We start from the raw sequence: 20,901 nt of genomic DNA, 5'->3' as shown, positions 1-20,901 counted from the left end.
GCGCGCGCGAGATATTTGGTTCGCAGGGGAAAATCAAGCACATCCTGCGTTAAAACCCGTTCATGATGCCGGATTTTGCGTCAGCTCGCCGGATTCGAGAGGTTGTATCAGGTCAGGGCGGCGCTGGAACCAGCCGTTCTCTTCATGTTCTTCGGCCAACCACTCTTCGACTCGGTCCGCAACCTTCAGGGCCAGACCGCTCATCTGTTCTTCTCTGGTGCGTGTATTTCCTGACCCGGTCAGGGCACTTTCACCGGTCGTATCTTCCAGAACCTGAAACTGTTTTCCCTTGGCCAGGAATTCTTTGTTCTTCACGTCGTAGACGTTGACCAAAACAATCGCCGTGCTTTTGGGGTTGTAGATGACCGGAATACCCGGCGGGGCCAGCATGTATCCTTCGAGACTGATACCGATGTCGTATTCCTGCGCGCCCTCATACCGGCCTAGGCGGACATCCACGGCGTTCTGAATCGCTGCTGTCCATTCATCCGGCGTGGCATCGCGGGAAACGGGACCCTGCACAGCCTTTTCAGCAAAGGCGTAGTTCACGCGAAGCTTGAATTCCCCCAGCGACTCGGGCTCTTCGTATAGCTGCGTTTGCGCACATGCGCCCAGCAGGGTCAATCCGGTTATCAAGGTTAGAATGCGTAACATGATCTCGTCTCGATAGGCCTGTTTTTCTTTGACTTAGCGCACCAACCGGGCTTGTGCCAAGCTGCATCGACGGAATTTGACTGTCGCGGCGGTGCGATCACGAGAATTTATAGTCCCTCGGGAAACCATATGGCGGCTTTTTCCCAACGCTGGCGCGTTTCGCAAGCCACTGGGACATATCGGCCTCATGCCGGGTTTTATCCCCTCCCATGGACCATTTGAGTCCCTCTGCCCAATCAAAGGTCGTGAGGTCCGACAGCCCCCCATCCAGCTCAAGTGTTCCCTGCCGTCCGCGCGCCATATTGTATTTTTGCAAACGTACACCTTTGCCGCGCCCCATTTCGGGCAGCTCTTCGACGGGAAACACAAGAAACTTACCGTTCTGGGACACCACGGCCACATGGTCGCCCTCAACTGGCTTGCAGATCATCGCGGTTTCGTCTCCCTTGACGTTCAGCACCTGTTTGCCGTTGCGGGTCTGGGCCAAAACATCATCCTCTGGCACCATGAAACCGTTGCCAGCATCCGAGGCCACCAGCAGCTTGCGCCCCGGCTTATGGATCATGATGTCGATAATCTGCGCCTCGTTCGGCAAGTCCACCATCAGGCGCAGCGGCTCGCCCATACCCCGCCCGCCGGGCAGGTTGGCCGCACTGACCGTGTAGAAACGCCCGTTCGACGCAAAAACCAGCAGACGGTCGGTGGTTTCAGCATGGAAGATAAAGCGCGGGCCGTCGCCATCCTTGAACTTGAGCTCACGCTTCAGGTCAATGTGACCCGTCATGGCGCGAATCCACCCCATCTGAGAGCACACAACCGTGATCGGTTCCTTGTCGATCATCGCCTCAAGCGTTACTTCTTCGACATTCCCGGCTTCGGCAAATTGGGTGCGGCGCGCACCGCCTTCGTAGTCTTTGCCGAAGGTCTTTTTGGTCTCTTTCAACTGCTCGGCGATCTTGGCCCATTGCAGGGCGGGATCGGCCAGCAGGTCTTCGAGGTTGGCGCGTTCCAACATCAGTTCATCGCGCTCGCGGACCAGCTCCATCTCTTCCAGACGGCGCAAGCTGCGCAGGCGCATGTTGAGGATCGCGTCGACCTGAACCTCGGACAACTCGCCCTCGCCCGGTTTGGGCGAGACATAGTCGAACTCATCAGTAGCCCGGACATGGTCGATGCCCCAATCCTCGCGCATCAGCGCGGCTTTGGGGTCGTCGTCGTAGCGGATGATGTCAATCACACGATCAAGGTTCAGGAAGGCAACGATAAAGCCCTCCAAGACCTCCAAACGGTGGTCGATCTTCGCCATGCGGTGACGCGAACGACGCAGCAGAACTTCTTGCCGGTGATCGAGGAAAGCGCGCAGCACCTCTTTCATCGAGCAGACCTTGGGCGTCACGCCGTCGATCAACACGTTCATGTTAAGGCTAAACCGCACCTCAAGGTCCGAATTGCGATAAAGCATTCCCATCAACACCTCGGGGTCCACGTTCTTAGAGCGCGGCTCAAGGATCAGGCGGATGTCATCGGCAAATTCGTCGCGTACATCGCCGAGGATCGGGATTTTCTTGGTCTGGATCAGTTCCGCGATCTTCTCGATCAGCTTGGATTTCTGAACCTGATAGGGAATCTCGGTGACAACGATCTGCCACTGGCCACGGCCCAGATCTTCAACCTCGAACTTACAGCGCAGGCGGAACGACCCGCGCCCGGTGCGATAGGCCTGCGCGATGTTCTCAGGTGGTTCGACGATCACGCCACCTGTCGGAAAGTCGGGGCCGGGCACGTAGTTCAACAATGTGTCGTCACGCGCATCCGGCGTTTTGATCAGATGCAGGCAGGCATCGCACAGCTCTGAGATATTGTGCGGAGGAATGTTCGTCGCCATCCCCACCGCAATACCGCTAGCGCCATTGGCCAGCAGGTTCGGGAACTGTGCGGGCAGCACGACGGGTTCAGTCAGCGTACCGTCATAGTTGTCGCGGAAATCGACAGCGTCTTCGTTCAGCCCCTCAAGCAGCGCCTCGGCCACGATAGTCATCCGCGCCTCGGTGTACCGCGAGGCGGCCGGGTTATCGCCGTCGATATTGCCGAAATTCCCCTGCCCGTCGACAAGTGGGTAGCGCACGTTGAAGTCCTGCGCCAGACGCGCCATCGCGTCATAAATCGCGGCATCGCCATGGGGGTGGTAGTTGCCCATCACGTCGCCGGAAATCTTGGCCGACTTACGGAATCCCCCCGTCGCGCTGAGTCGCAGCTCACGCATGGCATAAAGGATTCGCCGGTGAACCGGCTTCAGACCATCGCGCGCATCCGGTAAGGCCCGGTGCATGATGGTCGACAAAGCATAAGTCAGATAGCGTTCGCCAATCGCTCGGCGCAGCGGTTCAGCTACCTCGCCCCCGCCATCGGGGGCCTCCATGTTGGGGTCGTCGATCGTGTCGTTCATATATGATGTGATACGACGCAAGCGCGCCGCGGTAAAGCAACCAGCGCGCATTTTGCTGGGGACAAGTGGCGCTTTTTGCAACAGGGGGAGGCAAGCTTAGGATTTCCCCCAATCTTTCGACTCCGATCGTGAATTATGGTAGGCTCTCTTTAATTGAACTGCTGCCTATTTTACCTTTTTCGATTACCGGGGGATGCGCCATGTCGCGCCTTGTTCTTGTTACTTTTGCCGCGCTCGGATGGTGTTTTTACGTCATGAGCGGCGGCCCTGATTTTGAGCCGCGCGGACTGCGCACCGCCCAACCCGAGCGCGTGGCCGTTGCGCCCGAACCTGTGCCATTGCAACACACCCGCGCCGAGCAATTGGTGACCAATGTCGCCCTACGTACGCCAACCGTACTGGTGAAGCCGATCTTGGCGAAAGAAGAGATCGTGGAAATCCTGCCGGAACCCGCCAGCCTTGAGACATTCTCGGGCCTGTCGGCTTTTGCCGATCAAAGCGCCAACATCACCTTGGCGTCCCTCGAAGACGGCATAACCGGGTTGCGCCAGATCGCTGAAACCCAGCCCGAAGAGGTGTTGGAACCATCAGCTTACGAAGAACCACAAAAGGACATCCGCGAGATCTCTGGAACGCGGGTGAACATGCGCGACGGTCCGGGGACGATCTATCCCGTCATCGGCAAAGCATCCATCGGCCAAAAGGTTGAAGTCCTCAGCGATTCAGGCACCGGCTGGCTAAGGTTGCGCGTGTTGCCCGAGCAACAGGTCGGATGGATTTCCGCATCTCTGGTCAGAAAAACCGCAGATTGACGCGGCGCTGACATTGTCCTGCCCCCTGCCCCGCCATAGCTTTGGTGCAAGGCGAGAGGCAGGAAGACCATGCAGAAGACAATTCTTATCACCGGCTGCTCTTCGGGGATTGGGCTGGACGCGGCGCATGGTATGCGGGCGCGCGGCTGGCGCGTATTTGCCTCATGTCGGCAGCAACGTGACTGCGACCGTCTGAGGGCGCAGGGTTTCGAAAGCCCCCGTATCGACTATACCGACAGTGACAGCATCACGTCCGGCCTGCAGGATGTTCTGGATAAGACAGGCGGCACGCTCGACGCATTGTTCAATAATGGCGCGCATGGTCTTCCCGGTGCGGTGGAAGACCTGCCAACAGATGGCCTGCGCACGATCTTTGAGGCCAATTTCTTTGGCTGGCACGACCTCACGCGGCAGGTCATCCCCGTCATGCGCGCGCAGGGGCACGGGCGAATCGTTCAAAACTCGTCTGTTCTCGGTCTGGTCGCATATCCTTGGCGGGGCGCTTATGTGGCAACCAAATATGCGGTCGAAGGATTGACCGACACATTGCGGTTGGAGCTAGCCGACACAGACATCAAGGTTATCCTGATCGAACCCGGCCCTATCACCTCCAAAATCCGCGAAAACTCGATCCCGGTTTTCGAGCGTTTCATCAATTGGCAAGACTCGGCCCTGCGCGACCGATACGAAGCCTCGTTGTTGAAAAGACTGTACGAATCCTCAGGGCCCGACCGGTTCGAGCTGCCGGCATCGGCGGTGACCGACAAGCTGGCACATGCCGTGGAATCCAAACGCCCGCGCGCCCGCTACTATGTCACCACGCCGACCTATATCGCCGGGTGGCTGCGACGGATCCTGCCCACGCGCACAATCGACCGCATCCTGTCGGACGTCTGAGGCGAAATTACCCGTTCGCTTTTTGCACGTCAGAGGCTAGATGATAGCCCAACGAAACAAGTAACGCGGACGGTGTACTCATGGACCTTCTGATGGTCGTTCTACTGTTGGCCATGGCTGCTGTTGTTGTGGTGCTGGCGATCGGCATCTCGAATTTCGGCAAAAGCGGCAAGGAAGCCGCAATGAAAAGCAACAAGATGATGCGACTTCGCATCCTGTTTCAATTCATTGCCGTGGTTTTGATCGTGCTCTACGTCTGGCTCCGTGGGCAGGGGGTTCAATAGATGGTCGTTCTCAACAAAATCTACACGCGCACCGGCGATGACGGAAAAACCGCGCTGGGTAATGGCGAACGCGTCGCGAAATATTCGGGCCGCGTGGCCGCCTATGGCACAGTGGATGAGCTGAATTCCTTTGTCGGCGTCGCCCGCACCGAGGCCGAGGGCGAAGTTGAGGCTGCGCTGTCGCGTATCCAGAACGACCTGTTCGATCTGGGCGCCGATTTCTGCCGCCCCGAAATGGAAAAAGACGCCGAGGCGGATTATCCCCCCCTGCGAGTCGTACCCGCTCAAATTGACCGCCTCGAGGCTGAAATTGACGTGATGAACGAAACACTTGAGCCGTTGCGCAGTTTCATCCTGCCGGGTGGCTCACGCCTGGCGGCTCATCTGCATGTCTGCCGCACCGTGTCCCGCAGGGCTGAACGACTGGCGGTTGAGCTGACGAATATGGAGCCCGTCAACGAGGTCGCGGTGAAATACCTCAACCGCCTCAGCGACTGGTTCTTCGTTGCTGCCCGCTGCGCCAATGAAAACGGCACGCGGGACGTGTTGTGGGTTCCGGGCGCGAACCGCTGAATGCGGCACAGTGTCTTGGTGACAATGGCCGGGCCAGAAGAGAGGGCCCAGCCACTGAACCCCTTAATGACGCAGCAATAATATTGCGCGCCGTAGCGTCAAAAAATACGAAACGCGACGTCCCAAGACCATGACGTGACGATTTTGCTCTGTTGCCATTCGAATTGAAACGCTATTCAGACCCCCGAGAGCATTGGTGGAGTCGCTTCGCGGCTTACCGGATTTGTAAGGAGAAAGCGCAAAATGAAGGTACTCGTGCCTGTCAAACGCGTGATTGACTATAATGTGAAGGTCCGCGTGAAAGCGGACGGTAGCGGTGTCGATCTCGCCAATGTCAAAATGTCGATGAACCCGTTCGACGAGATTGCCGTGGAAGAGGCGATCCGCCTGAAAGAAGCGGGCAAGGCCGACGAAGTCGTTGCCGTTTCGATCGGCGTCAAGCAGGCGCAGGAAACGCTGCGCACCGCTCTGGCCATGGGCGCTGACCGCGCCATTCTGGTTGTAGCAGCCGATGACGTTCATCAGGATATCGAGCCTCTGGCCGTTGCGAAAATCCTGGCCAAAGTGGTCGAGGAAGAGCAGCCCGGTCTGGTTCTGGCGGGCAAACAGTCGATCGACAACGACATGAACGCCACCGGTCAGATGCTGTCGGCCCTGCTGGGCTGGAGCCAAGGCACCTTCGCGTCCGAAGTAGACATCGAAGGCGACACCGCCAAGATCACCCGTGAGGTTGACGGCGGCCTGCAGACCATCAGCGTCAAGATGCCGACCATCGTGACCGTTGACCTGCGCCTGAACGAGCCGCGCTATGCGTCGCTGCCCAACATCATGAAGGCGAAGAAAAAGCCGCTGGACGAGAAAACTGCCGCCGATTACGGCGTCGACGTCTCGCCCCGTCTGGAAATCGTCAAAACCGAAGAGCCGCCGGCACGTGCCGCTGGTATCGTCGTAGGCTCGGTTGACGAGCTGGTTGCGAAACTCAAAGAAGCGGGGGCTGTGTAATGGCTGTTCTTCTTCTCGCCGAAGTCAACAATGGTGAACTGGCGCTGGACGCCACCGCCAAAGCCGTCAATGCCGCGAAGGCACTGGGCGACGTGACCGTTCTGGCCGCAGGTGGCTCTGCCGCTGCTGCAGGTGAAGCCGCTGCGAAGATCGACGGCGTTTCCAAGGTTCTGGTCGCTGAAGACGAGTCGCTGGGTCACCGCCTGGCGGAGTCGACTGCGGCCCTGATTGCTGGTCTGGCCGACGGATACGAGCATATCGTTGCCCCCGCCACCACCGATGCCAAGAACGTGATGCCGCGCGTTGCGGCGCTGCTGGACGTGATGGTGATCTCGGATGCGTCCGGCGTGGTTGACGGCTCGACCTTCGAGCGTCCTATCTATGCGGGCAACGCGATCCAGACCGTCAAGTCGAACGACGCTAAGAAAGTCGTCACCTTCCGCACCGCGTCCTTTGACGCGGCGGGCGAAGGCGGTTCGGCTGCGGTTGAGACCATCTCGGTCGGTGCTGACGCTGGTCTGTCCTCGTGGGTTGAAGACAAGGTTGCCGAAAGCGATCGCCCCGAGCTGACCTCGGCTGGCGTTGTTGTTTCGGGCGGCCGTGGTGTCGGCTCGGAAGAGGACTTCAAACTGATCGAAACCCTGGCCGACAAGCTGGGCGCCGCTGTTGGCGCGTCGCGCGCCGCCGTGGACTCGGGCTATGCTCCGAACGACTGGCAGGTGGGTCAGACCGGTAAGGTTGTTGCACCGGACCTGTATGTCGCTGTCGGCATCTCGGGCGCGATCCAGCACTTGGCGGGCATGAAGGACTCGAAGGTCATCGTTGCGATCAACAAAGACGAAGAAGCGCCGATCTTCCAGGTTGCTGACTTTGGTCTGGTTGCCGACCTGTTCCAGGCGGTGCCGGAACTGACCGAGAAACTCGGCTAAGCCCACGCTTCGCTTTGAATAAAAGGCCCGCCAAACGGCGGGCCTTTTTTCATTGTAGGTCCCGAATACGACGCGAAAGGGTCTCGGCAATTTTCCTATGTGCAGCCGGGCCGATCATGTGCTCGGCCATCGGCTGCTGCAATGTTCCAAACAACATATCTTCCAATTCTTCAGATTGGCCAGAAACGTTAACGAACAGGTCCACAACATCAAGACAATAGGGGCGGACAGCCCCTAGCATTTCTGCTGAAACAGGAACCTGGGCATCTGTACCAAATTCACATTCATCGGACTGCCGCCGGACATCCAGGTTCAAGAGGATCACAGGTGCTTTCAGAGAGTTAAACAGTTCTCGCAGCAACCCGACCCAATTCTTACGCAAGTCTTCAGCAACCACCTCAAACCGCGCGTCCTGATGTCCCTTCAACAGCGACACAAGGTGATACACGAAATGCACGTCCGTGAAGTCGATCTCCGGGTAAAGCGAACACAAATCATCGGTAGGTGCAAGGAACCGGTCATTTCGCCGGGGATGCACTTTGTAAAAACGGTTTGATTGCCCCAGAATGTCCGGAGCCTGCAGGACACACATCTCTGCGCCGCTTAGCAAAGATCGCAGGCCAGTATCCCGCAACAGCGCGTCCACGCCACAGAAAAGGCTGCCCAAGTTCAGGCACCTGCGGTCTAGTTTTCCCTCGAGAATCGAGGGAAAAGGACGTTCGACAAAGCGCCCAAAGGTTTCGGTCCCGCCGACACATGCCATGTAATGCGTATCCAAAGATCGCTGCGGCCCACGAAACCATAACCGCGATCCATCATATTGGCACACGGCATCCTCGGGTCCCCCCGAGCCTGTTTGATGATAGCTCATACCACTCACCCATTTTTCACCCGGGTGCCATCATGCAGCCGCAAATCTTGAGAATTTCCTAATGTGCGCATTTGAAGCAAAATCCAGATGCTTGATCCTCTTGCCGCCTGCCCCAAACTGCCGATACTGTCGCCATAACCCGTGGCACAAAGGCACCTGAATATGGATGTAAAATCGGTCGGAGTGATTGGCGCAGGTCAGATGGGGAACGGCATTGCCCATGTTCTTGCCCTGGCCGATTACGACGTTTTGCTGAATGACGTCAGCGAAGACGCACTTAACAGCGCAATAACAACGATCGAAGGGAATATGGCGCGACAAGCATCGCGTGGAAAAATCTCGGACGACGCAATGCAGGCCGCGCTGAAGCGCATCAAGACCACGCTTGAATTGCCCGAGCTGGGCCAGACCGACCTTGTGATCGAGGCCGCCACAGAACGCGAGGCGATCAAACAGGCGATCTTCGAAGATCTTCAGCCGCATTTGCAGCCACATACGATCCTGACATCAAACACGTCGTCGATTTCCATTACGCGGCTGGCAAGTCGAACAGACCGACCCGAACGCTTTATGGGGTTCCACTTCATGAACCCGGTTCCGGTCATGCAGTTGGTCGAGTTGATTCGAGGAATTGCCACCGACGAAGAGACATTCAGCGCCTGCAAAACCGTCGTGGACCGACTTGGTAAAACTGCAGCCAGCGCCGAGGACTTCCCGGCCTTTATCGTGAACCGCATTCTGATGCCGATGATAAACGAAGCTGTTTATACCCTGTATGAGGGCGTCGGGAATGTTCAATCCATCGACCAATCAATGAAACTGGGCGCAAACCATCCGATGGGTCCGCTTGAGCTGGCGGATTTCATCGGTTTGGACACGTGCCTGGCGATCATGAATGTCCTTCATGACGGATTGGCCGACACCAAATACCGCCCGTGCCCTTTGTTGACTAAATATGTCGAGGCCGGGTGGTTAGGGCGCAAGACACAGCGCGGTTTTTATGACTATAGAGGCGAAGTGCCTGTCCCGACCCGGTAAAGGGGGCCAGCCCCCTCGCCCGGATTTCATCCGGCCTCACCCCCGGGATATTTTTGGCCAGATTAAGAGACGGATCAGGGTTTAAGCGACTCACCAAGTCCCAACGTGTGCTTGCGGAGCCAAGCCATGAAGCCGCGTGGGTCGCGCTCGAGCAGTTGCATGTCTTCTTCTGAGATCGGATCACCGATTACCGGTGACTGAGGTTTGTTGCAGGAGCGAACGATCTCGTGCAGCAGTAGGCCTTGGCGCAGAATCGCGGACATTTTGTTGGCGATCTGGTATGCCCGCGAGTTTCTGCCGGGAAAGAAGATAGGAACGACTTGCGCGCCCGATCGGCGAATCATCTTGGCCGTAAACACGTTCCACTCGCGCTCGATCGCGGGGCCGAACCAGTCATCAGACGACATCACCACGCCAGACGGAAACAATGCGACCACTCCGCCATTTTTCAGGTGCTCCATCGCCTTGCCGCGCATTTCAAGCATTTTGGCCTGTGCTTCCGGATCATGTGGGAAGGGGACAGGGATCATGAACGACGTCGCGGCCTCGTCCAAACCAGTCAGAACAGAGCGGGTCAGGATACGATAGTCACTGCGCACCTGCCCGATCAGTTCGGCCAGAATCATGCCGTCGACCATTCCGTGGGGGTGATTGGCAACCACGACAACCGGGCCGGTTTTCGGGATGCGGGCAATCTGTTCCTGAGGTGTAGTCAGGTTAATACCCATAACCTCAAGCGCGCCGCCCCAGAACCGTTGGCCGCGATAGTATTCGTTCTTCTTCTCGAATTTGTTGACCATACGCAAAATGGTCAGCTTGCCCGTACACCATTCGATGGCGCGGATAGCTGTTGAAGTCCAGGCATCGTCGAAAGAGTTTGCGTAGGTCAGGGTTCTACGATCGTAGATTTCGCCCTGGTCCTCGGTCCCATCCACAACCGGGCCTGTCTTGGTCTCGTGCGTCGTTTCCGCCAATTCCTGGTCTTCCCGTTCTTGATGTCGCAGCAGGCGCCGTCAGAACCCTTCCCCGAACTTGTCGTTCACCAAGGTTTCCAGCGCATCAGCCAACGCCTCAGCATCCGGTCCGGACGTCTCGACGTCAATAGTCGTTCCGCGCGATGCTGCCAACATCAAAAGACCCATTATGCTGTCACCTGACGCAGAAAGCCCGTCTTTTGACACTTCGGCCTGGGCGTCGAAACCTTCGACCACCTCAACCAGCTTTGCCGAGGCACGGGCGTGCAAGCCCTTTTCATTGATTATTTTCAAGCTTCGGTTCGTCATTCTTAATCAATCCGGTCTTCGTCCAACGTCACATTTTGCGCATTGATATACTTGCGTCCAGCCTCCATCGCCTGCCGCACGGCGTCGCCGATTGGCAAGTGGCGGGATTTGGCCAGTTTAATCAACATAGGCAGATTTGCACCGTAAAGGATACGTCGATCCTGCGGGGCGCAGGCGCGCAAGCTTAGGTTCGATGGGCTGCCACCAAACAGATCGGTTACAACGACAACACCGTCACCCACATCTACACTGTCTGCGGCGACACAGATTTCATTCTGCTTGGCATCGCGATCGTGATCCGCTTCGATCGAGATCGCGGCCAAGCCGGGCTGTTTTCCGACCACATGCTGCATTGCGGCCAGGTACTCCTGAGCCAACCCACCATGTGCAACAAGTACGATCCCGATCAATCCGACCTCACATTCAACGATCGACGTTCCATTTCGCGGTGCCTAATTGCCACTTGCTTCCCCTGCTCTGCAAGGGCCTTTGCGACCGCCTCGGCGGTAGCAACGGATCTGTGCTGTCCTCCGGTGCACCCAAAGGCCACCGAAAGGTGCGCTTTGCCTTCGGCGCGATAGGCCGGCAACAGGAGTTCAAGCAAATCGACAACACGGTCAAAAAACGGTGCATAGTTCGCGTCAGACTGAACATAGCGCGCCACATCCGGGTTTCGACCATCTTCGGCGCGAAGTTCCGGGCGCCAGTACGGATTGGCGAGAAACCGGCAGTCAAACACCATATCCAATCCACGAGGCAAGCCGCGCTTATACGAAAAAGACTCGATAGATACCGCCAGATGGCGTCCACCTTGCGGCGCGAACCAGCGCTCGACCTCTTCGCGCAACTGGTGAACGTTCAGCGGGCTGGTGTCGATCAACGTGTCCGCAATTTCACGGATCGGGTCGAGTAGTTCTTTTTCCTGGCGAACGCCGGTTTCGGGGCTTGAATCTGACGCGACAGGGTGGCGTCGTCGGGTTTCGGAAAAGCGGCGCACCAAGACTTCGTCGTCGCAGTCGAGATACAGGGTTGAAATGTCGACATGGTCCATGCGTTGAACTTTGGCGATCAGTTCAATGAACCCGATCGTCGAGAAATCGCGGTTCCGCGCGTCTATTCCCAACGCCATGGGACGGTCGGTTGCGGGTCCTTCAAGCAGGCGCAGCAAGAGCCCCATCGGAAGGTTGTCGATAGCCTCAAAGCCAAGGTCTTCGAGAACGCGGATCGCCGTTGATCTGCCAGCGCCCGAAGGTCCCGTTACCAGAACGATGCGCCGCTGAGTTGTCATGTGCTGGGCCATTCAGGGTCTACACGCCCCATTATAAGTAATTGCATCAAAGCTGATGCCAAATTGGGGACACCCGCGCCGCGTAGCAAGGGAACAGTTTGCCTCAGGGCACGGATTTCCGTTACGTTTGGCAAGCGGGCTGTCTCTGTTTGGTCCAGATCAACAACATAGCTCAGGTTTACTGGCCCGACCGATTGCGCACGCAACAAGCCGACGCCGCGCGCCTCAATCAATCCTTGGATCTCTGGAGGAGCATCGATCAGGACCTTTTCAGGTTCCATGGTCAAAACGACCCTGTCATCTGCAACCAACCCTGCGCCCAAAGCCATCATCTGCAGCGCAAGGGCCGATTTTCCTGCCCCAGCGGTACCAAGGATCAACAGACCCCGCCCGTCGAAGGCAACACATGTGGCATGTATAATGGCAGTGTTCTGATGCGCGACGTCTGCGAGGGCCCGACCGCTCATGACTACACGGGCAGACCCACGACAAAGCGCGCACCAAGTGGATCGGACGTAACGTCGGCCTCTGTCGGGCGAATGTTTTCGGCCCAGATCACACCGCCATGCGCCTCGACTATCTGTTTTGAGATCGCAAGCCCAAGGCCAGAGTTATTGCCGAAATGTTCCACCGGGCGCTGTGAATAGAAGCGTTTGAAAACCTTGGTCAGCGCCTGTTCCGGGATGCCGGGCCCGGTGTCTTCGACGACGATCAGAACGCGGTTTTCACGGCGACGCACCCAAACGCGAATGGCATCACCGCTTTCGCAGAACGAGATCGCATTTGTGATCAGGTTGACGAACACCTGCGCCAAGCGCGCCTCAAGCCCGTTTATTTCGATCGGCTGAGACGGCAGATCGGTGATGTAATCCACGCCTTTGCTCCGGGCCTCTTCTCCCAGATACTGGCTGATATTGCCTAGCAGTTTCAGCAGATCGAAGAGCTGTTCTTCTTCTTTGACCAGTTCCGCATCCAGGCGTGACGCGTTCGATATATCGCTGACCAGACGGTCCAACCGACGGACATCATGTTCAATCACGCTCAACAGTTTTTCACGCTGATCTTCCCGTTTGACCATGCGCAGCGTACCAACGGCGGATTGCAGGCTGGCCAAGGGGTTCTTGATTTCATGCGAAACATCGGCGGCGAACTGTTCGTTCGAATCGATCCGGTTGTATAGCGCGTTCACCATGCCCCGCAGCGCCCGACTGAGGCGACCGATTTCATCGGGGCGTGCACTCAGGTCGGGAATGCGAATTCGTCCCGGATTTACCCCCGCGCCGCGGTCTTTGCCCGACTCGGCGGCGGCGGCCAAGTCCGCCAAAGGGTTCGCAATTGTCGACGCCAGAACAAGACTCAGGCCGATTGAAACCAAAAGCGCAACCACGAACATCTGCAAAATGCGCTCTTGCTCGCGCCGGGCCAACGCGTCGATTTCACCGGCAGGTCCGGCCATCGCAACAGCGCCGACAGGCGACCCCTCTAATGAAATGGGCGAGGCGGCAACGATTACTGTTTCGCCTGCTGCATCTTTTACGGCCTGCACCTGCATCTGTCCTTGCAGCGCGGTCGGGATCAGGGACTGCACGCGCTGTGCAAGCGTTGGTGCCTCATCCGGGTTGGCGTTGGTGAATATCTTGGACAGGCCTTTCCAGACGGCGTTCAGCGCATCGCTGATCAGGGTGCTGCCGGTCTGAACTTCGGCTTCTGACCTTAGAAGAATGGGCATGGGAGCGCTTGTTGCCCCCCCCCGGGTCCAGCCGATCAGAGTTCCCGCGGCATCGTAAACAAAAACTTCGCCGCCGACCGGAAGGCTCAACCCGGCAAGAGTGTCCTTAACATCAAGCTCGGCCGTGCTAAGAGAATGAGCGGCAGAATTCTGGCGCAACTGCGCTTCGAACACGTTGCTGACCAACTGGGCGTCGCCCATCAGATTGCTCGCGGTCTGCTTTACCTGTTCGTCCCGTGAGTCATCCAGATAGAGCAGTCCGGTGACCAGAATAACCAGAGCAATCAGGTTAAAGGTGATGATTTTGCGGGCCAGCGGCGACCCGCGCAGCGAAAATAGGTTCCGACTGCGGCGCGATGCCCCCAGTTCGGCCGAGTCAGGATCCTGAGGGATGACCCAGTCATCGCCCAGAACCACATCACCGTCCCGCAATTCGCTGGCTTGTTCCGTATCGCGCACGAGGCCCAACTACCCTTTGTTAAGCGGTCAATCTTATTCTTCGTTGTACCGGTAGCCTATCCCGTACAGAGTTTCGATGGCCGAAAACTCTGAATCAGCGGCGCGCATTTTCTTCCGCAGACGCTTGATATGGCTGTCAATCGTACGGTCGTCTACATACACCTGATCGTCGTAAGCGACGTCCATCAGTTGATCACGGCTTTTGACAAAACCGGGGCGTTGCGCAAGGGCTTGCAACAACAAGAATTCAGTCACCGTCAGGGATACGTCCGCACCTTTCCAACTGACCGCGTGACGCAGCGGGTCCATCCGCAGCTCACCCCGTTCCATGACCTTGGCATCGCCCGTGCTGGCCGTTGCAACATCACCCGAAGTCGCTTCCTGCCGCCGCAGCAGCGCGCGAATACGTTCGACCAACAAACGCTGCGAGAAGGGTTTCTTGACGTAGTCGTCAGCCCCCATGCGCAGGCCGAGCACTTCGTCGATTTCGTCATCCTTCGAGGTCAGAAAGATCACCGGCATCTGGGTTTTCTGCCGCAGGCGCTGCAACAAATCCATGCCGTCCATGCGCGGCATCTTGATATCCAGAACGGCCATGTCCGGCAGTTTCTTGTTAAATGCGTCCAACGCAGCCTGCCCGTCGTTGTACGTTTCGACCTCGAAGCCTTCGGCCTCAAGCGTCATGGACACGGACGTCAGAATGTTTCTGTCGTCGTCCACCAGTGCAATCTTTGACATCGGGTTTGCCCCTATTCCTGCTCACTCATGCTTTATATCGTTATTAGTAAGGTATTTCTGGCGTTTTTAAGGCCGCGAATCAATCCGTATCTGCGAATCGTGCGTTTGTTGTCACACAGTTGCGGCAAAAAAGCCGTTAATGTTGCCGGAAAAGCGCCATGATTTCCGACAGGAAATTTGTGATGGCGCTAAACCTGACCTTGGTTGCGCTAACTGCGCCAAACCGTCCTGTTCATGCCCCAAATGACCGTGATAAGACGCGCCTGTCCGCCGGAACGATCCGGCAATTTGCCCCAAGAGCGCACCCGGCCCAAAGCCTTCGCGCCGCCACAGGAGAAGACACACATGACATCTGGACGGGTTAACCCGCAATTCCGCCTCGAAGATCAGGGCATCGAGGGTCTGGGCAATGTCTATTATAACTTCATGGAACCGGCGCTGATCGAAGAGGCTCTGAAGCGTGAAGAAGGCACTTTGGGCAATGGCGGGGCCTTTCTGGTCACCACCGGCAAGTTCACCGGCCGGTCGCCCAAGGACAAGCATGTCGTCAAGACCGGCAGCGTTGCCGATTCAATCTGGTGGGAAAACAACGCGGAAATGAGCCCCGAAGGGTTCGACGCACTGTACGAAGACATGCTGGCCCACATGAAAGGCCGCGACTATTTCGTGCAAGACCTCGTCGGCGGGGCAGACCCGGCCTATTCGATCAATGTGCGCATGGTCACCGAGTTGGCCTGGCACAACCTGTTCATCCGTCACCTGCTGCGCCGTCCCGATCGTGAGGATCTGGACGAGTTCACCGCAGATTTCACTGTCATCAACTGCCCCAGCTTCCAAGCCGACCCGACCAAGCATGGCTGCCGGTCCGAGACCGTGATCGCGATGAACTTCGACCGCAAGCTGATCCTGATCGGCGGCACTGAATATGCGGGCGAGAACAAGAAGTCTGTCTTTACCCTGTTGAACTATATGCTGCCGGAAAAAGGCGTCATGCCGATGCATTGCTCGGCCAACCATGCTGTTGGTAACCCGGTCGACACCGCGGTTTTCTTTGGCCTGTCGGGCACCGGTAAGACCACCCTGTCCGCTGACCCGGCCCGCACCCTGATCGGGGATGACGAACATGGCTGGTCGGATCGCGGCACCTTTAACTTCGAAGGTGGCTGCTATGCTAAGACGATCAGCCTGAACCCCGAGGCCGAGCCGGAAATCTACGCGACCACCAGCAAGTTCGGTACCGTGATCGAGAACATGGTATTCGACCCCGAAACCAAGGAACTGGACTTCGAGGATGACTCGCTGACCGCAAACATGCGCTGCGCCTATCCGTTGGAGTACATCTCGAACGCATCCAGCAGCGCGCTGGGTGGCCATCCCAAGAACATCATCATGCTGACCTGTGATGCGTTTGGCGTGCTGCCTCCGATTGCGCGGCTGACCCCAGCGCAGGCGATGTATCACTTCCTGTCTGGCTTCACGTCAAAGGTTGCCGGGACAGAGCGCGGCATCACCGAGCCTCAGCCGACCTTCTCGACCTGTTTCGGCGCACCGTTCATGCCGCGCCGCCCGGAAGAGTACGGCAACCTGTTGCGGGACAAGATCGCCCAGCACGGCGCGACCTGCTGGCTGGTCAACACCGGTTGGACCGGAGGCGCCTATGGCGTTGGCAGCCGGATGCCCATCCGTGCCACCCGTGCCTTGCTGACCGCTGCTCTGGACGGGTCGCTGCGCGATGCCGAGTTCCGTAAGGACGCCAATTTCGGCTTTGATGTGCCAGTTTCTGTTCCCGGTGTGGCCGAGGTTCTGCTGGATCCGCGCCGCACCTGGGACGATCAGGCCGCCTTTGACAAACAGGCCGAGAAACTGGTGCAAATGTTCGCCGAGAATTTTGAACAGTACTTACCGTTCATCGACGAGGACATAAAAGCTGTCGCAATCGGATAATCAGACAGGGGGCGATTTTCGCCCCCTTTTCTTATTGCGCGACTCACTAAATCGTCATCTCTTCAGGGTTGAATAACGCCAAAAGCGCATACAAATTCGTTGCCCGGATTCGAGGATTACGGTAACGCTAAGTGTCATTGTGACGAAAAAGCCCGGCGCTTTGGCACCGGGCGGAAAGTGAAAAAAACTAGCGGTGGCTCAAGCGTGCACTCACAACACGCGAACTGAGCAACCCAATCGAAAGTAAGTTTAGAAATTAGGGGATGAGTGTCAATACGAGACTTGCTGAATAATCGGCACGTTTCCACCCGCTGAAATTGCACGGCGGATGACACAGGCAAGGAACAGGTAGACCATGACGGAAATCTCGAAACTGACCGAACTACGTAAGCTGATGCAAAGCATGGAGCGCACGCTGGGGCTTGAACAACTGTCTCCGGTGGAACGCGATATCTATTACGCTGCGGAAGAACTTTCGAAGGCCGATCAGGAAGTTCGCACATTTGGTCTGATCGAACATACACTGGTTCAAAGTGTTTCACGCCCCACATTTTTCCGCGCGCTGAAATCGCTGGTGCAGAAGGGCTATCTTTCGCAAAGTGGCAGCGCGAACCGGGGTCGGTATATCGTTCATGCACCCAGATGATGGCTTCTGCCTGCACGATGGTGGTTGATCGCCGTGCACAAATGGGCCTCTGACACTTTCTACGCTTCGCTGGCTTATGTGGTGGCATCTTTCCTTACGTTTGAGGTTCTGATGCCGCTGCAGAATGTTTTCTTTCCGGAATACCCCAGCCGCGCCAGCCTTTTGTTTTTGCCGCACGGTGTGCGCGTTCTGGCAGCGTGGTTGCTTGGCTGGCGTTCGATCTACGCCTTACTTCCGGGCGTCTTTATTGTGTTCGCGTTTCTTGGTGGCTCTGACGTATTCCTGCCCAGCCGCCTCATGGCTATCGCAATTGCCGTAACCACTGTTCCGGCAGTATTCTACCTTTTGAAATGGGTGGGCTGGGATTTGTTCCCGCGCGCCGACCGCAAACCCTGCTGGTCCTGCATCATGGGGGTCGGTGTCATTACCTCATTCCTTGTCGCCGGGCTGACCAACTTGGCCTTCGGCAGCGCGCGCGTTGAATACGTCGCTTATCTTATCGGTGATATCTCGGGCCTGTTCTTCCTTATGCTGGGACAGTATTTCGCATTCCGCATTGCGGATAGCCGCCCCTAACCCAGAATGCCGCGCCGCAGCAGATTCAGTCCGGCAATCAGCAAGACCAGCAACGTGACCTTTCGGAACCGCGCCTGATCAATACGTGATTGCAACTGCAGCCCAACCCACATGCCGATCAGCGCAGGCAAAATCAAAACTGCCGAGAACGGAGCCGTCTGGGCATTGAAGATGCCCGAACCCAGATGCGCCACCAACAAAGCCACGGCACCCAGGCTATAGATCACGCCTTGAACCCGCATCTGTACAGCCTTCGGCGTGTTCAGCGCAGTCAGGTAGAGAACGGTGGGCGGCCCCCAGACCCCTGACAAACCGCCGACAAACCCGGCGATTGATCCGATACTGGCCTCGATCCGGGCTGAGGATTTTTCAAGCGTCAGCTTCAAGCCCAACATCTGAATCAAAGCGAAGAATGTCACCGGAATGCCGATAATCAACACAAACGTCTTTTCCGGGACAATGCTGACCAGTTGCGCGCCCAGAAGCAGGAACACCAATCCGACGCTTAGAAAAACCCGAAATTTCCGGATGGCGTCAATGGCTGCGGGTACCCCCTCTCGAAGCGCCTGAAAGCCATTCGTCACAATTGTCGGCAATATCAGACCGGCAATGGCAAGATTAGGCGACAGGATCATACTTAGCCCGGATACCAACACCATTGGCATCGCAAACCCAACCATGCCTTTGATCCAACCGGCCAAGAAAGCGACGCCGAAGGCAAGCAGCAACTCCTGCGAAGTGAAAGCGGAAAACAACGTCATGGCACTGTGATAGCATCCCTGAAATTCTCTGCATTGCAAAAATGATCAAGTAATTTTTGAACTTTTTCGCAGCGTAATTCGTATTTTTGTTGCGCTGCATGTGCAGCATGGTAAGACCATACGACCCAGAAAAGGACGTGATTCATGGCCCATGACGGACAGGATATGACCCAGATGACAACATCCGCGATTTTGCCCGACCTTCTGACTTTGACCCGCGTTGCGGTGCCCGCTGTCGAAGCAGTGTTTGAACGCGCGCGCGAGTCGGTCCGGGCAATGGTAACCAAGGACGGTCGTGTATCTGGTGCGTTGATCGAAGCCAACCAAACCGCAGCACATGGGCTGGCATGGCTTGCGACGTACCAGCAATCCCTGCAACAAATGCAACGCTGGGCCGAGGCGTTGGACGCCGATGGCAAATTTGGCGAAATCGAACAATTGCTGCACCAGATCGCCTTTGGCGAATATCTGCATCAGGTCGCCGGCGGCATTCCGATGAACCAGGGTGAGGTCGTGCGCCTGCAGGATATGGGCCTTGGCTGGGACGCGCTGTCGGGCTTCCAAAGCTCCGAAGTGCAGACGCTGATGGCGCAGGCGAACTCTCAGGCCGCCCGCACACGTCTGGTGGCCCTGATGGAAGATCAGGCCGGTGCGACCATGTTTGGCGCTTCGGGTTTGGAAGAAGAACTGGAAATGATCCGCGACCAGTTCCGCCGCTACGCACAGGAAAAAGTCGAACCGAACGCTCATGACTGGCATCTCAAGGATGAACTGATCCCGATCGAGATCATCGAGGAACTGGCCGAGATGGGCGTCTTTGGCCTGACCATCCCCGAAGAATTCGGCGGATTTGGCCTGTCCAAAGCCTCGATGTGCGTTGTGTCCGAGGAACTGTCGCGCGGTTATATTGGCGTCGGTTCACTGGGCACGCGGTCCGAGATTGCGGCTGAGTTGATCATCGCAGGCGGCACGGACGAGCAAAAGGCCCAATGGCTTCCCAAAATCGCCAGCGCCGAGATCCTGCCCACGGCTGTTTTCACCGAACCCAACACCGGCTCGGACCTTGGTAGCCTGCGCACACGGGCGACCAAGACCGGGGATGGCGATTACGAGGTCACCGGAAACAAGACATGGATCACCCATGCCGCACGCACCCATGTGATGACCCTGCTGGCCCGCACCAACCCTGACACCACCGACCACCGTGGCCTGTCGATGTTCCTGGCGGAAAAAACGCCGGGCACGGATGAGAACCCCTTCCCCACCGAAGGCATGACCGGCGGTGAGATCGAGGTTCTGGGTTATCGCGGTATGAAAGAATACGAGCTGGGTTTTGACGGCTTCAAAGTCAAAGGTGAAAACCTGCTTGGCGGCGAAGAGGGTAAAGGCTTCAAACAACTGATGGAGACTTTCGAATCCGCCCGCATCCAAACCGCCGCACGGGCCATTGGCGTGGCGCAAAGCGCGCTGGATATCGCCATGCAATACGCGCAGGAACGCAAGCAATTCGGCAAATCGCTGATTAATTTCCCGCGTGTCTCGGGCAAGCTGGCGATGATGGCGGTCGAAATCATGATCGCGCGTCAGTTGACCTATTTCAGCGCATGGGAAAAAGACCACGGCCAGCGCTGCGACCTTGAGGCTGGCATGGCCAAGCTGTTGGGGGCTCGTGTTGCTTGGGCCGCCGCTGATAACGGTTTGCAGATTCATGGCGGCAACGGTTTTGCACTGGAATACAAGATCAGTCGCGTTCTGTGTGACGCACGCATTCTAAACATTTTTGAGGGGGCAGCCGAAATTCAGGCACAAGTGATCGCTCGGCGTTTGCTGGGCTAACCTGATTACGGCAACCCCGTTTCCCCAACTTGACCCGGCGTTCGCGCCGGGTCTTTTTTGTCAGCAGGTGCGTGCGCTTTTGGCTGATCTGTCAGTTCGTTCTATGAATTCACTCAAAACGACGATAGAGCAGCC

Annotated in this window: 23 protein-coding genes; 12 read left to right on the top strand and 11 right to left on the bottom strand. The window is 57.2% G+C overall.

What is annotated here, in order from left to right:
- Positions 1 to 60: 60 nt before the first annotated feature.
- Both ACT2B1_RS05530 and parC read right to left on the bottom strand, forming a co-directional pair.
- Positions 61 to 654, bottom strand: coding sequence for a hypothetical protein (locus tag ACT2B1_RS05530; RefSeq protein ID WP_180887828.1), 594 nt, complete (start codon positions 652 to 654; stop codon positions 61 to 63).
- Between the two features lie 97 nt (positions 655 to 751).
- The gene (parC, locus tag ACT2B1_RS05525; RefSeq protein WP_481668723.1) at positions 752 to 3,100 is read right to left on the bottom strand and encodes a DNA topoisomerase IV subunit A; all 2,349 of its coding nucleotides are present in this window, start codon (positions 3,098 to 3,100) and stop codon (positions 752 to 754) included.
- A 200-nt stretch (positions 3,101 to 3,300) separates the two neighbouring features.
- On the opposite strand from parC, the gene ACT2B1_RS05520 reads away from it, so the two are divergent.
- From ACT2B1_RS05520 to ACT2B1_RS05495, 6 genes are all read left to right on the top strand, one after another.
- A complete protein-coding gene (locus ACT2B1_RS05520; protein WP_481668722.1) occupies positions 3,301 to 3,912 on the top strand; it encodes an SH3 domain-containing protein in 612 nt (203 codons plus the stop codon).
- 69 nt (positions 3,913 to 3,981) lie between these two features.
- The gene (locus tag ACT2B1_RS05515; protein ID WP_481668721.1) at positions 3,982 to 4,809 is read left to right on the top strand and encodes an SDR family NAD(P)-dependent oxidoreductase; all 828 of its coding nucleotides are present in this window, start codon (positions 3,982 to 3,984) and stop codon (positions 4,807 to 4,809) included.
- Positions 4,810 to 4,889: 80 nt separating this feature from the next.
- Complete coding sequence (locus tag ACT2B1_RS05510) at positions 4,890 to 5,093, top strand: twin transmembrane helix small protein (RefSeq protein ID WP_171125224.1); 204 nt, start codon at positions 4,890 to 4,892, stop codon at positions 5,091 to 5,093.
- The gene (locus ACT2B1_RS05505; protein ID WP_171212602.1) at positions 5,094 to 5,666 is read left to right on the top strand and encodes a cob(I)yrinic acid a,c-diamide adenosyltransferase; all 573 of its coding nucleotides are present in this window, start codon (positions 5,094 to 5,096) and stop codon (positions 5,664 to 5,666) included.
- A 243-nt stretch (positions 5,667 to 5,909) separates the two neighbouring features.
- Positions 5,910 to 6,668 (top strand): electron transfer flavoprotein subunit beta/FixA family protein, encoded by a 759-nt coding sequence (locus ACT2B1_RS05500; protein WP_170388298.1) that lies wholly within the window; start codon positions 5,910 to 5,912, stop codon positions 6,666 to 6,668.
- Positions 6,668 to 7,597 (top strand): electron transfer flavoprotein subunit alpha/FixB family protein, encoded by a 930-nt coding sequence (locus ACT2B1_RS05495; protein ID WP_171126828.1) that lies wholly within the window; start codon positions 6,668 to 6,670, stop codon positions 7,595 to 7,597. Before ACT2B1_RS05500 ends, ACT2B1_RS05495 begins: the two co-directional genes overlap by 1 nt.
- A 49-nt stretch (positions 7,598 to 7,646) precedes the next feature.
- Here ACT2B1_RS05495 and ACT2B1_RS05490 read toward each other — a convergent pair whose 3' ends face one another.
- Positions 7,647 to 8,468, bottom strand: coding sequence for a DUF6473 family protein (locus tag ACT2B1_RS05490; protein WP_481668720.1), 822 nt, complete (start codon positions 8,466 to 8,468; stop codon positions 7,647 to 7,649).
- A 162-nt stretch (positions 8,469 to 8,630) separates the two neighbouring features.
- Between ACT2B1_RS05490 and ACT2B1_RS05485 the strand changes: the two genes are divergently transcribed.
- Entirely contained in the window at positions 8,631 to 9,506 is an 876-nt protein-coding gene (locus tag ACT2B1_RS05485) for a 3-hydroxybutyryl-CoA dehydrogenase (RefSeq protein ID WP_171212605.1), read from the top strand.
- A 74-nt stretch (positions 9,507 to 9,580) separates the two neighbouring features.
- Here ACT2B1_RS05485 and ACT2B1_RS05480 read toward each other — a convergent pair whose 3' ends face one another.
- Genes ACT2B1_RS05480 through ACT2B1_RS05450 form a run of 7 tightly spaced genes read right to left on the bottom strand, consistent with a single transcriptional unit; the run spans position 9,581 to position 15,003 of the window.
- Positions 9,581 to 10,480, bottom strand: a complete 900-nt coding sequence (locus tag ACT2B1_RS05480; protein WP_171125232.1) for a lysophospholipid acyltransferase family protein — start codon at positions 10,478 to 10,480, stop codon at positions 9,581 to 9,583.
- Between the two features lie 39 nt (positions 10,481 to 10,519).
- Complete coding sequence (locus tag ACT2B1_RS05475; protein ID WP_170428736.1) at positions 10,520 to 10,789, bottom strand: HPr family phosphocarrier protein; 270 nt, start codon at positions 10,787 to 10,789, stop codon at positions 10,520 to 10,522.
- A 2-nt stretch (positions 10,790 to 10,791) separates the two neighbouring features.
- On the bottom strand, positions 10,792 to 11,199 hold the full coding sequence (locus ACT2B1_RS05470) for a PTS sugar transporter subunit IIA (protein ID WP_171125234.1): 408 nt from the start codon (positions 11,197 to 11,199) through the stop codon (positions 10,792 to 10,794).
- Positions 11,196 to 12,077, bottom strand: a complete 882-nt coding sequence (gene rapZ, locus ACT2B1_RS05465; RefSeq protein ID WP_481668719.1) for an RNase adapter RapZ — start codon at positions 12,075 to 12,077, stop codon at positions 11,196 to 11,198. The genes ACT2B1_RS05470 and rapZ overlap by 4 nt, the downstream gene beginning before the upstream one ends.
- Complete coding sequence (locus tag ACT2B1_RS05460) at positions 12,074 to 12,544, bottom strand: HPr kinase/phosphorylase (protein ID WP_481668718.1); 471 nt, start codon at positions 12,542 to 12,544, stop codon at positions 12,074 to 12,076. Before ACT2B1_RS05460 ends, rapZ begins: the two co-directional genes overlap by 4 nt.
- Positions 12,545 to 12,546: 2 nt before the next feature.
- Positions 12,547 to 14,265, bottom strand: a complete 1,719-nt coding sequence (locus ACT2B1_RS05455) for an ATP-binding protein (protein WP_171125240.1) — start codon at positions 14,263 to 14,265, stop codon at positions 12,547 to 12,549.
- A 33-nt stretch (positions 14,266 to 14,298) separates the two neighbouring features.
- Positions 14,299 to 15,003: a response regulator transcription factor gene (locus ACT2B1_RS05450; protein WP_180887818.1), complete on the bottom strand. Its 705-nt coding sequence runs from the start codon at positions 15,001 to 15,003 to the stop codon at positions 14,299 to 14,301.
- Between the two features lie 182 nt (positions 15,004 to 15,185).
- On the opposite strand from ACT2B1_RS05450, the gene ACT2B1_RS05445 reads away from it, so the two are divergent.
- The 4 genes from ACT2B1_RS05445 (at position 15,186) to ACT2B1_RS05430 (ending at position 18,169) form a co-directional block, all read left to right on the top strand.
- Positions 15,186 to 15,368, top strand: a complete 183-nt coding sequence (locus ACT2B1_RS05445; RefSeq protein ID WP_171125244.1) for a hypothetical protein — start codon at positions 15,186 to 15,188, stop codon at positions 15,366 to 15,368.
- Complete coding sequence (locus tag ACT2B1_RS05440) at positions 15,349 to 16,947, top strand: phosphoenolpyruvate carboxykinase (protein ID WP_481668717.1); 1,599 nt, start codon at positions 15,349 to 15,351, stop codon at positions 16,945 to 16,947. The genes ACT2B1_RS05445 and ACT2B1_RS05440 overlap by 20 nt, the downstream gene beginning before the upstream one ends.
- Before the next feature lie 355 nt (positions 16,948 to 17,302).
- Positions 17,303 to 17,593: a hypothetical protein gene (locus ACT2B1_RS05435; protein WP_171125248.1), complete on the top strand. Its 291-nt coding sequence runs from the start codon at positions 17,303 to 17,305 to the stop codon at positions 17,591 to 17,593.
- A gap of 33 nt (positions 17,594 to 17,626) precedes the next feature.
- Positions 17,627 to 18,169, top strand: coding sequence for a hypothetical protein (locus tag ACT2B1_RS05430; RefSeq protein ID WP_481668716.1), 543 nt, complete (start codon positions 17,627 to 17,629; stop codon positions 18,167 to 18,169).
- Here ACT2B1_RS05430 and ACT2B1_RS05425 read toward each other — a convergent pair.
- Complete coding sequence (locus ACT2B1_RS05425) at positions 18,166 to 18,930, bottom strand: sulfite exporter TauE/SafE family protein (protein ID WP_171125250.1); 765 nt, start codon at positions 18,928 to 18,930, stop codon at positions 18,166 to 18,168. The genes ACT2B1_RS05430 and ACT2B1_RS05425 overlap by 4 nt on opposite strands.
- A 144-nt stretch (positions 18,931 to 19,074) precedes the next feature.
- Here ACT2B1_RS05425 and ACT2B1_RS05420 point away from each other — a divergent pair, with 144 nt between their 5' ends.
- Entirely contained in the window at positions 19,075 to 20,766 is a 1,692-nt protein-coding gene (locus ACT2B1_RS05420) for an acyl-CoA dehydrogenase family protein (protein WP_171126839.1), read from the top strand.
- The last annotated feature ends 135 nt before the right edge of the window (positions 20,767 to 20,901 follow it).

It is taken from the genome of Ruegeria sp. S263 (genome assembly GCF_056780525.1).
Note: the sequence above shows the minus strand (reverse complement) of the source record. Positions and strands in the feature narration are given on the sequence as shown.